Below are 14,310 nucleotides of genomic sequence, written 5' to 3'. Positions count from 1 at the left end.
TTTTATGTACTCTATGGTGCGCGTCTAGATGTTAAAGCGCACGCGGTTCATCTCGGCCAAAGTGAAATCCTCAAACACAATGCGCTGGCCTGCATGGTTGAACACCACATCCGTACCCTGCTGGGTCATGCGGGCAATCGCATCAGACTGCGCGTCGAAGCCAAAGCCGGAAAGCTGCAACTGGTCCCAAGGCTCAAACCCGTGGATGGTATCACTGCCGCCCTGACCTGCACGGAATACGAATGTGTCCGACCCGATGCCACCGTTCATCTGGTCATTGCCGGCACCGCCTTCAATCACGTCGTTCCATTCGATCCGGGCCTTGCGCATGAAGGCATCCAGCCCGTCTTGGGTGTTGCGGCGGAATTCACCGGAATCCGAGAAGCCGACGATCACCTGCTCACGGGTGCCGCCATTCTCCAGAAAATCGCTCCAGCCTTGGCGGCCGCCCGCGTCCGAGGCACGGCCCAGCACGTTCTGATACAGCAATTCAATGAATTCTACATCCTCCAGAGCACCATAGGTGCGCTGGAATTCAACGCTGTTCACAAAGCCGCTGGCGACACGCTCGATGTCGTGGGTGCCCGCGTTCATCGCATTGAACCAGCCCTCATAGCCATCGGCATTGGGGGCGCGGTCAAAGGCTGCACCATACATGCGGTAGATCTGGCCTGTCCGCTCGATATGGTCGCGGCTGTCGGGGTCCAGCACGGTGCCTTCATCGGTGAGGTTCTGATTGGCGGCCGTGCCGCGCAGGATGTCGGCATCAGTGGCATCGCCTGTGATGGTCGCGGCACCCGAGGCCGCCCCGAAGGCCGCTTCGGGGCGGATGCCAAAGCTCTCGGAGAGGTTGGCAAATTCGCGGCTGCCGGTGAAGCCATCCAGAACGGTGCTACGATCGGCCCCGTCTGCCAGTTGTTGTATCCAGGCGTTAAAGCCGCCCTCATCCGCGGCGCGGTTGAAAAAGGCCGAATAGAGGGTGTTGACGTATTCGGCGTCAGTGGTGTTGCGGTTCTGGAATTCGCGGCTGTTGATGAAACCGTTGGCGATGTTCTCACCCGCCAGGACACCCGTCGCGAGGTTATCAACCCAGTAATTGCCCCCCACTGCATCCGAGGACCGGCCAAGGATTGTCTGATAGAACCGCTCCACAAATTCGCGGACGTCATGCAGCGACTGGCTGTTTTGATATTCCGCCGTGCGGTAGGTGTCGGCGACCACATCGCCCGCGAAATTCTCCCAGCGGTAAATGACGGCCTGATCCTGTGCCTGTGTGGTGCCGCCCGAAATGATATCGAGCCGCCCGTCGCCGTCGATGTCCTTGACCACCGGCGCACCGGCATAAGTGTTGAACACCTGATCGGGCCGTGTGAGCGAGGAAAGCTGTGTGCCGTCGCTGTCGAGGACGACAGTCTGCGACCCCATGCTGATCAGGATTTCCAGATCGTTGTCGGCATTGTCGATATCGACAATCACCGGCTGGCGGGCGATCGGCAGTTCGCGCGCGGTACCCGTCAGGGGGCCGTCTTTGAAGATCGCAGGCTCGGCTTCGAAAATCAGCTGACCATTCGCGCTCCAGGCATAGACGGAACCCTTGATGGTGGTGGCGATGATTTCCAGTGTGCCGTTGCCGTCGAGATCTGCCAGCACCGGTGCGGCAAGCGTCTGGCCGTTGGTTTCCAGCGTGTATTGCAGCGTGCCGTCCGCGTTCCAGACCTTGATGTGCTGGCCACGCTCGTCCTGAAAGAAGTTCGATGTGCCCAGAATGATTTCGAGACTGCCGTCGCGGTCGATATCGGCGATCTTGGGGCTTGACCACAGGGGCTGCTCGGAGAATTTGCCGCGGAATTCGGCAGAGGTGGAGTTTTGCACCTGATCCGTCCAACCGTCGATGTTGGCCTGTGCATAGTTCGACAGAACGTGCAGGATGCCGCCCTGTGTGTTGATGCCGGCAGCCTCATTATCGGTGATGTCCGCAGGAAGGACCAACTCGTAAAGCCCGTCCCCGTCGAGATCCGCAATCCCTGGTGAGGTCGAGGTTGTATCATGCAGGTTGAATTCCAGTTCCAGCGCACCGGTGGCGCCATCGACCGCATAAAAGCGGTGATCCCATGAGGTGAACATCACCTCGCGCTTGCCATCGGCATCAATGTCAAAGATGCGCGGCGTGCCGTAAACCCCTTCGGAGCGGCCGTCCGGCCCATCCTCGGCCTTTTCGAGCGCTGTGCCAAAAATATCCTTGGTCTGGAAGAACCACATCTCTTCGAGGCTTGCTCCGTCCTCGGCCACGCTCAGGGCGTAGACGCCGCCCTTGTCACCGGGCTGGCCGGGAGCGTCGAATTCCACAGCGTTGTCACCGCCCACACCCACAATGATGTCGATCCGGCCATCCCCGTCGAGATCCGAAAATATCGGCTGGGTGGAGACGGAGGTGGTGTTGTATGTTTTACCGGTGCGGCTGTCCGGACCGTCAATGGCGGCAAAGGTTTTTTCCCATTTTACGGTGCCGTCATCTTCAAGAACGATGAGCCCGGCAGGGCGCAATTCGTTGCCTTCTGCATCAAGCGATTTCGACGTGCCTACAAAAATCTCGTCGCGGCCATCGTTGTCGATGTCATAGGCCGAGACCGAGGCGAAGCGTACAGGGCCGAAATCAAGTTGCTGCGACCATGTGTTTTGCGGCAAATCAGCCGTCAACGTATAGTTCATCGCCACCCCGTTGGGGGTCGTCTCGTTGCTATAGGCGGGGGCAAAGACGCGCAGGTAATAGGTGCCTGTCTCGTTCACCAGCCATGTGATCCGCTCGGTGCCGCCATTGGTATTGTTGGCCTGCACCTGTTCGCCATTGGCATCATAGAGAACCATGTTCAGCTCGGAGACCGATGTGGCGTCCTGCCCGCCTGTAGAGGTCATGGCAAAGTTCAATTCACCGGGGCCTGTGACGATCTGGAACCAGTCCTGCCCCGAGCCGCGCACCTGCTGCGTGCCTGAAGTCAGCAGTGTGGCCGTTTCGCGTGTCTCGCCGGGATCATCTGCACCGCGCACCTGGGCTTCTGGCAGATCAACGTTGAGCTGATAGCTCAGGCGGCTGCCATTGGGCGCGCCGTCAGGAAAGCCATGGGCAAAAACCTTGAGGAAATAGACGCCGTCTTCGGGCAGTACATAAGAGATGTTTTCAACGCCCGTACCGGGAGCAATACTGGCCTCAAACACGGTGGTGCCGTTTTCGGCATAAAGGACCATGTCCAGATCGTCGAATTTACCGGGAACCTCGGGGCCACTGCGCAGTTCAAGCGTGACCTGTCCTGACAGACTTTCCAGTCTGTGCCAGTCGACATTGGAGCCATTGAAGGTGGTCGTGCCCTGCGCCAGTGTCGCTGCCCCTTCGGGGGTGTCGTCGGCCTGCCGTACGTCTGCTTGGGGCAACGTAATATCGAGCGTGTAATCCAGTTTGATCCCGCCGGAGGTGGCATTGGGTGCGCCGGCCCAGAAAACCTTGATGAAATATTCGCCGTCGGTGGGCATGGTATAGACGACGTTCTCAACGCCTGTCGGCCCCTGACCTGCGGCAACGGCGTTTCCGGCCGCGTTATAGATAACCACGTTAAGGTCCTGTGGCATTGCATCGGCATCGGCGCGCAGATTGACTGTCATCTCGCCCGACATGCTGGTCACGCGGAACCAGTCTACCGCCGAGCCTTCGATGCTATAGCTGCCGGCATCCAGATCGCGGGCATTGGCGCGCACGTCATTGCCATCGGTGACGCTTGGATCGGGCAGGTTGGCATCCAGTGTATAGGTCATCTGCAAATCTGCGGGCGGCTCGGGGGCGTTGGCAGAGGCATATTGGGCAGGGGTAATGCGCAGATAGTAAGTGCCGTCTTCACCCGCCAGAAAATCAAAGCTTTCAGTCCCGTTGGCCTGTGCATCCGCGGCGCGCGCGCGCCCCAGTTCGTCAAACAGCACCATGGACAGATCACGTGCTTCGCCTTGCTGGTTCATGGTAAAGGAAGACATCTCGCCCGCGCTCAGATCAAAGCGGTACCAGTCCATCGCGTTGCCCTGAATTTCGTATTGGCCGTTGGTGATCGGCGTGGCTGTTGCACGGCTCTCGTTGGGATCAAAGCTGGTGACGGCCAGTGTGTCGGTGAATTCTTCAAAAATATCCATTGCGTGCGGGGATCCTCTGCTCGGGGTGGGCTGTATAGATGGGGTGGGCCTGTATGTTCTGTCGTGAACCGCTTTTTCATCGGTATTTATGTTGTTTTGGTGACGATAAGCTGGCGATCAAAGTAACATTTGGTTCAAATGCCAATTGTTTCCATACTGTGTCCAATAAGGGTCAGGTTTGGCTGTAATTAGGGCAGAATGTCTGCGGGTCTTGTCTTGGGACGAGCTTGGGTTTGTTTTGGGCCATAAACCGCTACAAGCTTTTGTGCTGACTAACAGGAAACCCGTCATGGAACATGCCACCACACCTATCGCTGGCCAGACCCCCGGCACTTCGGGGCTGCGCAAGAAAACGCGGATATTTATGGCGCCGCATTTTCTGGAGAATTTTACGCAATCGATCTTTGATGCCATCGGCGGCGGTGCGGGCAAGCGGTTTGTGCTGGGCGGTGACGGACGGTTTTTCAACGCGCAGGCTATCCAGAGCATCATTGCCATGGCGCAGGCCAATGGTGCGGCAGAAGTCATCATAGGGCGCGGTGGCTTGCTCTCTACGCCGGCGGCCTCGCATCTGATCCGCAGCCGTGGGGCGGACGGCGGGTTTATCCTGTCGGCCAGCCACAACCCCGGTGGGATCGAGGCGGATTTCGGGCTGAAGTACAACGGTGCCAATGGTGGTCCCGCCCCCGAGGCGGTGACGCAAGAGATGGCGGCGACCAGCGCAGGCCTCACCCGCTATTACAAGGCGGACGGCGCGGATGTTGATCTGGACACAATCGGCACCACAACACGCGGGCAGATGCAGATCACCGTGGTTGATCCGGTGGCCGATTATGCTGCCCTGATGGAAAGCCTGTTTGATTTTGACGCTATTGCCGCTTTGTTCGCGGGCGGGTTTACGATGTGCTTTGACGCGATGCATGCGGTCACCGGCCCCTATGCGCACGCGATCCTAGAGCAGCGTTTGGGCGCGCGGGCAGGCACGGTGATCAACGGCACCCCGCTGGAGGATTTCGGCGGCGGCCATCCAGACCCCAACCCCGTCTGGGCGCATGAGCTGATGGCGCGGATGACCGCCCCCGACGCGCCTGATTTCGGGGCTGCCTCGGACGGGGACGGGGACCGTAATATGATCGTGGGGCGCGGGGCTTATGTCACGCCGTCGGACAGTCTGGCCGTGTTGGCGGCAGGCGCCCATCTGGCCCCTGCCTATGCGGGAGGCATCGCTGGCATCGCCCGCTCCATGCCCACATCCGCTGCCGCCGACCGCGTGGCCAAAGCACTGGGGGTCGATATGTTCGAGACGCCTACAGGCTGGAAGTTTTTCGGCAGCTTGCTGGATGCAGGCCGTGTGACCATCTGCGGCGAGGAAAGTGCCGGTACTGGATCGGACCATGTGCGTGAAAAAGACGGGCTATGGGCGGTGCTGCTGTGGCTCAATATTCTGGCTGTGCGCAAGCTGTCTGTAGCAGAGCTGATGGCAGACCACTGGGCGCGTTTTGGCCGCGATCACTATGCACGGCTGGATTTCGAAGAAGTGCCAAGCGAGGCGGCCCATGCCATGCTGGCCGATCTGGGGGCGCGCATTCCCACACTGGCAGGTACGCGCGTGGAGGGGATGCAGATTACGGCGGCAGATGTGTTTGCCTATACAGATCCCGTCGATGGCGCGCAGAGTGCCAATCAGGGCTGGCGCATCTGGTTTGAAGGGGGCAGTCGCGCGGTTCTGCGTCTGTCGGGTACGGGCACCCAAGGGGCCACTGTGCGGCTCTATCTCGAACAATACCGGCCACCGGATGCGGCGGGCAGTGCCGAGGCAGCACAGGTATTGGCGCCTTTGCGCGTGGCGGTGCTGGCCTTGTGTGATTTCCAGAAACACTTGGGGCGTACCACGCCCGATGTCACCACCTGAGATCCTGCGTGGCGGCCATGCGGCAGGTTTGCACGCAGCGCCCCCACGCCATAATCTGGCCCTTGTCTTTGGTTACGTCCCGCGCGTGACTGTGGCACAGAGCCAAATACATAAACCGACGGGAGCCGCATGATGCAGATCGAACAGACAGCGCTTGAGGGTGTATTGATCCTCACACCCCAGCGGCACGGTGATGCGCGCGGGTTTTTCAGCGAAAGCTGGAACCGCGCGCGCATGGCGGATGCGGGGCTGGATTTTAATTTTGTGCAAGACAACCATTCGCTCTCGGCGCAGGTCGGCACATTGCGCGGGCTGCATTATCAATCGCCCCCCCATGCACAGGCCAAACTGGTGCGTTGCGGGCGCGGCGCGCTGTGGGATGTGGCGGTGGACTTCCGTGCAGGCTTGCCCACTTACGGCCAGTGGATCGGGGTGGATCTGACGCCCGAGAATGGCCGCCAGCTGTTGATCCCCGCAGGGTTTTTGCACGGGTTTGTAACGCGCGCGCCCGATACCGAGATCATCTATAAATGCACCGACTATTATGCGCCTGAATGTGATGGTGCTGTGGCGTGGGATGATCCTGATCTGGCAATCGACTGGGGTGTAGGCGCACCTGTGCTGTCTGCCAAGGACGCAGCAGCGCCCAAACTGGCCGACGTCACATCACCCTTTGACTGGGCCACACCATGAAGCTGTTGGTAACAGGGGGGGCGGGGTTCATCGGCTCGGCGGTGGTGCGCCGTGCGGTGGACGCTGGGCACCATGTGATCAACCTCGATGCGCTGACATATGCCGCCTGTCTGGATAATGTGGCATCGGTCGCAGACAGCCCGCTCTATACCTTCGAGCACGCCGATATCCGCGATCCGGCAGCCCTTGCGCGTATCTTTGCAGCACACCAGCCCGACGCCGTGATGCACCTTGCCGCCGAGAGCCACGTCGACCGTTCCATCGACGCGCCCGGTGATTTTATCGACACAAACGTGACCGGCACCTACAACATGCTGGAGGCCGCGCGCAGCTATTGGGCGACAGCCGGCAAGCCGGAGGCGTTCCGGTTTCACCATATCTCGACCGACGAGGTCTTCGGGACTTTGGGCGAGACAGGCTTGTTCACGGAAACCACGCCCTATGCGCCCAACTCTCCCTATTCGGCGTCCAAAGCGGCCAGCGACCATCTGGTGCGCGCGTGGCACGAGACATACGGATTGCCCGTGGTGCTGAGCAATTGCTCCAACAACTACGGCCCCTATCATTTCCCCGAAAAGCTGATCCCTGTGGTGATCCTCAAGGCGCTGGCGGGTGAGGCGATCCCGATCTATGGCACAGGCTCTAACGTGCGCGACTGGCTCTTTGTAGAGGACCACGCCGAGGCATTGCTGTGCGTGCTGGAGAACGGTGCCGTGGGCCGTAGCTATAACATCGGCGGCAACAACGAGCTGAGCAATCTGGAACTGGTACGCCTGCTGTGCGGGATACTGGATGTGCAGCGTCCCGCCGCGCACTCCTACGCCGATCTGATCAGTTTCGTCGCCGACCGTCCGGGCCATGATGCACGCTATGCTATTGATGCCACCCGCATCCGCGATGAGCTGGGCTGGGAGCCCTCTGTCACCGTGCGTCAGGGGCTGGAGCGTACCGTGCGCTGGTATCTCGACAACGAGAACTGGTGGCGTGCGCTGCAAAGCCGTGACGGCGTGGGCAAAAGGCTGGGCACCGCATGAGCATTCTGGTCTTTGGCAAAACAGGGCAGGTGGCCCAAGAGCTACAGCGGCTGGTGCCTGATGCCACCTGTCTGGGCCGCAGCGCGGCTGATCTGGATGATCCTGATGCCTGCGCGCAGGCCATCACCGCCCATGGCCCCCGCGCGGTGATCAATGCAGCAGCCTACACGGCTGTGGACCGCGCAGAGGAAGAAGAGGCGCTGGCCACAACCATCAACGGCGCGGCCCCCGCCGCCATGGCGCGTGCTTGCGCGCGGCTGGACATTCCGCTGGTCCATATCTCGACCGATTATGTGTTTGACGGGCAAGGCACGCGGGCCTGGATGCCCGAAGATGCTGTCGCCCCGATCAACGCCTATGGCCGCTCGAAGCTGGCGGGCGAGGCGGGTGTGATCGCCGCTGGGGGCGCTCATGTGATTTTGCGCACCTCCTGGGTGTTTTCCGCGCATGGCAATAACTTTGTAAAAACCATGCTGCGGCTGGGGCAGAGCCGCGATGCGCTGACTGTTGTGGGCGATCAGGTGGGTGGACCCACCTCTGCGGCCAGCATCGCTGCGGCTTGTGTGGCGATTGCGGATAAGCTGGGGCAGGGTGATGTCGCACGCGCGGCTTCGGGCATTCACCATTTTGCAGGCACACCGCCTGTCAGCTGGGCGGATTTTGCACGTGCGGTTTTTGATCTGTCGGGCGATACTGTCACCGTCACCGACATCCCCGCCAGTGACTATCCTACACCCGCCGCACGCCCTGCCAATTCGCGTATGGACGGCACCAGCCTGCTGCGTGATTTCGGTATTGCAGCCCCCGATTGGCACGCCGACCTTACAGAAGTGATCAAGGAGCTTTCCACATGAACCGCAAAGGCATCATTCTGGCAGGTGGCTCTGGGACGCGGCTTTATCCCATCACCATCGGCATCTCCAAACAGCTGCTGCCGATCTATGACAAACCGATGATCTATTATCCGCTGTCGGTGCTGATGCTGGCGGGCATCCGCGAGATTGCCGTCATCACCACGCCGCAGGATGCCGAGCAGTTCCAGCGCACCTTGGGCGATGGCAGCCAGTGGGGTGTTGAATTTACCTATATCGAACAACCCTCGCCCGATGGTCTGGCGCAGGCCTATATTCTGGCCGAGGAGTTTCTGGATGGCAGCCCTTCTGCCATGGTGCTGGGCGACAATATCTTTTTCGGCCACGGCCTGCCCGAACGGTTGGCAGCAGCGGACACAGCACAGGGCGGCACGGTGTTCGGCTACCGCGTGGTGGATCCCGAACGCTACGGCGTGGTGGATTTCGACGCGGACGGCAATGTGCGCGCCATTGTGGAGAAACCTCAGGTCGCCCCCTCGCCCTTTGCGGTGACAGGGCTTTATTTCCTCGACGGCACGGCGCCTGCGCGGGCGCGCAAGGTTCAGGCCAGCCCGCGTGGCGAGCTGGAAATCACATCGCTGCTGGAGATGTATCTGGCCGATGGGCAATTGAGCGTGCAGCAGATGGGGCGCGGGTTTGCCTGGCTTGATACCGGCACCCACGGAAGCCTGCTGGATGCGGGAAATTTCGTGCGCACCCTGTCCGAGCGTCAGGGATTGCAGGTGGGCAGCCCCGAAGAGATCGCCTTTTCGCGTGGCTGGATCACCCCGGAAACCCTGCGCGCGCGCGCGCAGAGCTTTGCCAAGAACAGCTATGGGCAATATCTGCTGGGGCTGCTGAAGTAGTCAGATCAGAAAGTTGTCTTGCGTCAGCATGTCAGGCTCGGTGCCGTAGAGGACGATCACAGTGCCCGCCTCGTTGAACACAGCCTTGCCGTCCTGTGGCCGGAAGGCGGCAAGCGCGTCGTCTGTGCTGTCGAAGTCAAAGGCGCGCAGATCAATCGTGTCCCAGCTCTCGAAGTCGAGCACGCGGTTAAAGCCGCCGTTCGTCTCGAAGACAAAGGTATCGGACAGAATGCCACCGACCAGCAGGTCATTGCCGCCTTTCGCGATCAGCACATCATCGGCAGCGTTTTCGCGCATCCAGTCGGTCAGGGTTTCGTCATCAGGGGCTTGCAGGCTCGACATGGCCCAGGCGACCTGATCCTCTATCGGGGTGGGGTTATCCACGATGGCCTGTTTGTGGGTGATGAAATACTCGTAGGACGACAGGATTTTCTCGACCACGGTTTCGATGCTGTCGCCGTTGCGCAAATCCATGCTCCACCCTGACAGGCCGGTGGCGTCGGGGGTGCGGTTCAGCAACAACCGGTAGGCATCAAAGAGCAGGCCGGTGTCTACCATGATATCGGCATCGGGGGTCAGGATGTCTGGCAGATATTCGAGACCAAAGCGGTTATGCGCTTCGTACGAGCCTGCAAAACGATTTGCGATCAGGGCGGCGTTGGGGTTGTACTGTGTGAAATATAGCCAAGTGTCTACGTCTTGGGGGCTGGGGGCGGTGCCGCGCAGCTGCGCATAAAGACCTTCGATAAAGGTGGTTCCGTCGTCGGTGTCGCGTATGTCCAGAGTGCCGTGCAGGGCCTGATACTCGACGCTGCCCATGATGCGGTTGGCCCAGTCCATGGTGAAGTCGGTGGGAGAGAAAACGCCCTCCGCCAGCTCGGCCTCCAGTTGCACGCTGGCTGTGGCGTCTATCTCGCGGCCCAAGAGCAGCTTATAGAGGATGTTGACCCGAAAGCTGGCCGTGATCTGGCTTGCGCTCATCTCGGTCTCGCCGATCAGCACATCCGCGCTCTTACTGCCAAAGATCACATCGCGCCCACCGCCACCGATGAGCGTGGCACGGTCGCTGTCGTGGACGATGATCTGATCGGTGGCGGGCAGGGTGACAAAGAAGTGCGTGTTAAAATTGGCATAGGCGGCGGGGGCGTTGGACGACAGGAGCGTTTGAGGGAATGCCGTGGCCTGATAGGTTGCGATTTGATCCGCGTCCAGACGCCAGAGAGTTGTCATTTCAACACTGTAGTTGATGTCGTCATAGGCGCCTATGTTGATGAAATAGCGCCCTGATTGCTGGGCCACGTAATCGGGGAAACCCTCGTTTGACTGAAGGGTCATATTGCCTGTGACTTCGTCGAGGTAATAAACTTCCAACCCGTATAGAGAGCTGCCGATCTGGGGGTCTATCTGTGTTTGGGTGATGTCGAGATCAAAGATATCGCCGGCCGCCAGCGTGACCTCGAACCAGTCGCGGTCGTTGATGTCCGTGATGTTGCCTGCTTGCGTCTGACCCAAGGTCAGCTGTGTAGCTGTGCTGGTCGAACTGCCGTGATCATCGGTATCGACGATCTCTGCCACGCTCAGCGCGTAGCCGCCGACTTTGTTGGCCTGTGGGATGCGGATAAAATCGGGCGCGCCGCGCAGGGCAACGAAATATTGCCCGCTTTCGTTGATGGTGTAATCAACCGAGATCTCTTGCGAGGCGGGATCGGGCGCTTGGCCCCCTTGGATAAAGCCGCCATTGGGGGTGATGAGCCCCTCGATGGCGAAATGTTGCATCGTGCCCAGATCAGACAGGCTCTGGGTGGTCATGGTAAAGTTGTAGCGGTTGCCCGCCACCAGATCGACGGCGAACCAGTCGGTGTCGTTCAGGCTCTCTATCTCGCTGGTGAGGGTGTCACCGAGGGTGATGCGGCCCGTGGTGCTGGTGTTGCCTGCGTAGATGTCCATGATAGCTGCGCCCCTTTCGTGTTGTGCTATTTTAGCGTTGTATCAACGCATGAACAAGAAAGGTATATAACCATTTCAGACTGTTATCGACCATTTTTCCACGTTTCCGACCCGTGTGCACAGATCGGAGGAAACACGCGCAAGCAGGAGGCAGATAATGTTTGGAGACTTTTGTAAATGAAGGGTGTTTTATTTTATGGACGGGACCGCTTTGTTCCTTGCATATTTGGTTTTTTCACAAGAATTTATTGCGCCGTGTCGCGGTCTTACACAGGCTGTGGATTCATAACATGGGTAGATATGTTATATATCGATACCCTGCGCGGGGCTCGCAGGTGTCCGAAGTGTTGTGAATGAAAGGCTGCGTGCAGGCTAGAATGTCTTTTCCGCATAGGCCCATGCGTCCGCCACGATGCTGTCCAGATCGCTGTGGGTGGCTTGCCAGCCCAGCAGCGTGCGTGCGCGGCTGGCATCGGCGACCAGTGTGGCGGGGTCGCCTGCGCGGCGTGTATCCTCGATGACGCTGAACTGGCGGCCCGAGATGCGGGCCACAGCCTCGATGACCTGCCGCACGCTTTGGCCGGCGCCTGTGCCCAGATTGATCGGGGTCAGGCCAGCGGTATCACGTGCCAGCAGATGCGCGACAGCGGCCACATGGCCCGAGGCCAGATCGCAGACATGGATATAGTCGCGGATGCAGGTGCCATCGGGGGTGGGATAATCGGTGCCGTATATTTTGATGCTGTCGCGCACCCCGCGCGCGGCTTCGATCACCAGCGGAATGAGATGCGTTTCGGGGGAGTGACGCTCGCCCGTGCGGCCCTCGGGGTCGGCGCCCGAGGCGTTGAAATAGCGCAAGGCGATGGCTTGTAGCCCATGGGCGGCCACGCAGGTTTCCAGCACCGTCTCGACCATGGCTTTGCTGTGACCATAAGGGTTGACGGGGGCGGAGGGCAGCGCCTCGTGCAGCAGGGGGGCATCGGTGTTGTTGCCATAGACGGCGGCGGTAGAGGAAAAGACGAGGCGGGGCACACCAGCGGCATTCATGGCCGTCAGCAGCGATAGCGTGCCTGCAACGTTATTCTCGAAAAAGGGCAGGGGCGTGACGACCGACTGGCCCGCTTCGATCAAAGCCGCGAAATGTACGACACATCCGATATCATGGGCGCGTAGCGTATCGGTGAGGCGCGCTGTATCCGCCAGATCGCCCTCGACCAGATGATCGCCAAAGCAGGCATCGCGGTGCCCGCTGGAGAAGTTGTCGTAGACCACAGTAGTATAGCCGGCATTGCGCAGGGCCAGCACCGTATGCGACCCGATATAACCTGCGCCACCGATGACGAGTATGTTTTTGGAGAGGGTCATATGGGGGTCCTATTTACGTGCAGGGGGCAGGGCTAGTCGGCTTCGAACAGATCGCGGGTAAAGACACGCTCGGCCACATCCTCCAGATCGGCAGACATGCGGTTGGCCACAATCACGTCTGCGCGCGCCTTCATGGCGTCCAGATCATGCAGCACGTCTGATCCGTAATAGGTAGCCTCTGCCATCTGCGGCTCATAGACAACCACTTCGATGCCCTTGGCCTTCAGCCGTTTCATAATCCCCTGAATGGAGCTTTGGCGGAAGTTGTCCGAGCCCAGCTTCATCACCAAACGGTGGATGCCGACGCATTTGGGGTTCAGGGCAAGGATCTGGTCGGCGATGAAATCCTTGCGCGTGCGGTTGGCATCGACAATCGCCTGCATCAGGTTTTGCGGCACCGAGCCATAGTTGGCCAACAACTGCTTGGTGTCCTTGGGCAGACAATAGCCGCCATAGCCGAAGGACGGGTTGTTGTAATGCCCGCCGATGCGCGGATCGAGGCTGACACCTTCGATGATCTCGCGGCTGTCGAGACCGAATTGCATGGCATAGCTGTCCAGCTCGTTGAAATAGGCCACACGCATCGCAAGATAGGTGTTGGAGAACAGCTTGATCGCTTCGGCCTCCGAGCTGTGGGTCATCAGTACGGGGATATCCGTGGCAATTGCCCCTTCGCGCAGCAGGTCGGTGAACTGCTCGGCCTGTGGGGTCTGTGCGCCGACGATGATGCGGCTGGGGTGCAGATTGTCATAAAGCGCGCGGCCCTCGCGCAGGAACTCGGGGCTGAAAATCACGCGGTCGGTGCCCAGCCGCTGGGACAGTTCGGCGGTAAAGCCGACGGGTACGGTGGATTTGATGACGATGGTGGCAGTGGGGTTCAGCCGCAAGACATCGCCGACCACCTGCTCGACCGAGGAGGTATCAAAGAAATCTGTCTTTGGGTCGTAGTTGGTAGGGGTTGCCACCAGCACATAGTCGGCCTGCGCATAGGCTGTGGCGGGATCGGTGGTGGTGTGCAGGTTCAATGGTACATGCGCCAGATAGTGTTCGATCTCGGGATCGTTGATGGGGCTTTTGCGCGCGCCCAGCATTTCGACGCGTGCGGCATCGGTATCAAGGGCGATGACGTGGTTGTGCTGGGCCAGCAGCACAGCACTCGACAGCCCTACATAGCCGATACCGGCTACAGCTATTTTCAGATCGGACATTGCCTGTCTTCCTTTTCTGCTCGCCACGAGATGTTGCGCATTTGGGAAAGGCTGGCAATCGTAGTGCTGCAATTACCTCGACACCGTGACCGAATAGCCAAGTTTGTAGCAAACAGACAGGGGTGCTACGGCAAGGTTGAAAGATCATTAAATTACATAACAATGATTATATAAATAATTAGACACAGGCGCGCAGACCTGTCTTGAACCAATGACCTTTCGGACCACTGGCGCCCGGCGGATCGCAGGCACCGGTTTTTTATT

Annotated in this window: 9 protein-coding genes; 5 read left to right on the top strand and 4 right to left on the bottom strand. The window is 59.6% G+C overall.

What is annotated here, in order from left to right; genetic code table 11:
- Positions 1-24 precede the first annotated feature (24 nt).
- On the bottom strand, positions 25-4,170 hold the full coding sequence (locus Q0903_RS18140) for a DUF4214 domain-containing protein (RefSeq protein WP_299417629.1): 4,146 nt from the start codon (positions 4,168-4,170) through the stop codon (positions 25-27).
- Positions 4,171-4,459: 289 nt separating this feature from the next.
- On the opposite strand from Q0903_RS18140, the gene Q0903_RS18135 reads away from it, so the two are divergent.
- The 5 genes from Q0903_RS18135 to rfbA all read left to right on the top strand — a co-directional run bounded on the left by Q0903_RS18135 (position 4,460) and on the right by rfbA (position 9,526).
- Positions 4,460-6,082: an alpha-D-glucose phosphate-specific phosphoglucomutase gene (locus Q0903_RS18135; protein ID WP_299417627.1), complete on the top strand. Its 1,623-nt coding sequence runs from the start codon at positions 4,460-4,462 to the stop codon at positions 6,080-6,082.
- Positions 6,083-6,214: 132 nt separating this feature from the next.
- Positions 6,215-6,775, top strand: a complete 561-nt coding sequence (gene rfbC, locus Q0903_RS18130) for a dTDP-4-dehydrorhamnose 3,5-epimerase (protein WP_299417692.1) — start codon at positions 6,215-6,217, stop codon at positions 6,773-6,775.
- On the top strand, positions 6,772-7,809 hold the full coding sequence (rfbB, locus tag Q0903_RS18125) for a dTDP-glucose 4,6-dehydratase (RefSeq protein ID WP_299417625.1): 1,038 nt from the start codon (positions 6,772-6,774) through the stop codon (positions 7,807-7,809). Before rfbC ends, rfbB begins: the two co-directional genes overlap by 4 nt.
- Positions 7,806-8,663 (top strand): dTDP-4-dehydrorhamnose reductase, encoded by an 858-nt coding sequence (gene rfbD / locus Q0903_RS18120; RefSeq protein ID WP_299417623.1) that lies wholly within the window; start codon positions 7,806-7,808, stop codon positions 8,661-8,663. Before rfbB ends, rfbD begins: the two co-directional genes overlap by 4 nt.
- Complete coding sequence (rfbA, locus tag Q0903_RS18115; RefSeq protein ID WP_299417621.1) at positions 8,660-9,526, top strand: glucose-1-phosphate thymidylyltransferase RfbA; 867 nt, start codon at positions 8,660-8,662, stop codon at positions 9,524-9,526. The genes rfbD and rfbA overlap by 4 nt, the downstream gene beginning before the upstream one ends.
- Here rfbA and Q0903_RS18110 read toward each other — a convergent pair whose 3' ends face one another.
- From Q0903_RS18110 to Q0903_RS18100, 3 genes are all read right to left on the bottom strand, one after another.
- Positions 9,527-11,473 carry a hypothetical protein gene (locus tag Q0903_RS18110; RefSeq protein WP_299417619.1) on the bottom strand — a complete coding sequence of 649 codons (1,947 nt, stop codon included), beginning with the start codon at positions 11,471-11,473 and terminating at the stop codon, positions 9,527-9,529. It lies immediately after the preceding gene.
- A 372-nt stretch (positions 11,474-11,845) separates the two neighbouring features.
- Positions 11,846-12,838: a UDP-glucose 4-epimerase GalE gene (gene galE / locus Q0903_RS18105; RefSeq protein WP_299417617.1), complete on the bottom strand. Its 993-nt coding sequence runs from the start codon at positions 12,836-12,838 to the stop codon at positions 11,846-11,848.
- Positions 12,839-12,870: 32 nt separating this feature from the next.
- Positions 12,871-14,037, bottom strand: a complete 1,167-nt coding sequence (locus Q0903_RS18100) for a nucleotide sugar dehydrogenase (RefSeq protein ID WP_299031849.1) — start codon at positions 14,035-14,037, stop codon at positions 12,871-12,873.
- Positions 14,038-14,310 lie beyond the last annotated feature (273 nt).

It is taken from the genome of uncultured Sulfitobacter sp., from assembly GCF_947502895.1.
In the GTDB taxonomy this organism is placed as follows: domain Bacteria; phylum Pseudomonadota; class Alphaproteobacteria; order Rhodobacterales; family Rhodobacteraceae; genus Sulfitobacter.
This window is presented reverse-complemented; position numbering and strand designations above follow the sequence as displayed.

Coding starts and splice junctions, on each gene's coding strand:
- Q0903_RS18140 (WP_299417629.1), bottom strand. CDS start 4,170: ATGGATATTTTTGAAGAATTCACCGACACACTGGCCGTCACCAGCTTT.
- Q0903_RS18110 (WP_299417619.1), bottom strand. CDS start 11,473: ATGGACATCTACGCAGGCAACACCAGCACCACGGGCCGCATCACCCTC.
- Q0903_RS18135 (WP_299417627.1), top strand. CDS start 4,460: ATGGAACATGCCACCACACCTATCGCTGGCCAGACCCCCGGCACTTCG.
- rfbC (WP_299417692.1), top strand. CDS start 6,215: ATGCAGATCGAACAGACAGCGCTTGAGGGTGTATTGATCCTCACACCC.
- rfbA (WP_299417621.1), top strand. CDS start 8,660: ATGAACCGCAAAGGCATCATTCTGGCAGGTGGCTCTGGGACGCGGCTT.
- rfbB (WP_299417625.1), top strand. CDS start 6,772: ATGAAGCTGTTGGTAACAGGGGGGGCGGGGTTCATCGGCTCGGCGGTG.
- rfbD (WP_299417623.1), top strand. CDS start 7,806: ATGAGCATTCTGGTCTTTGGCAAAACAGGGCAGGTGGCCCAAGAGCTA.
- galE (WP_299417617.1), bottom strand. CDS start 12,838: ATGACCCTCTCCAAAAACATACTCGTCATCGGTGGCGCAGGTTATATC.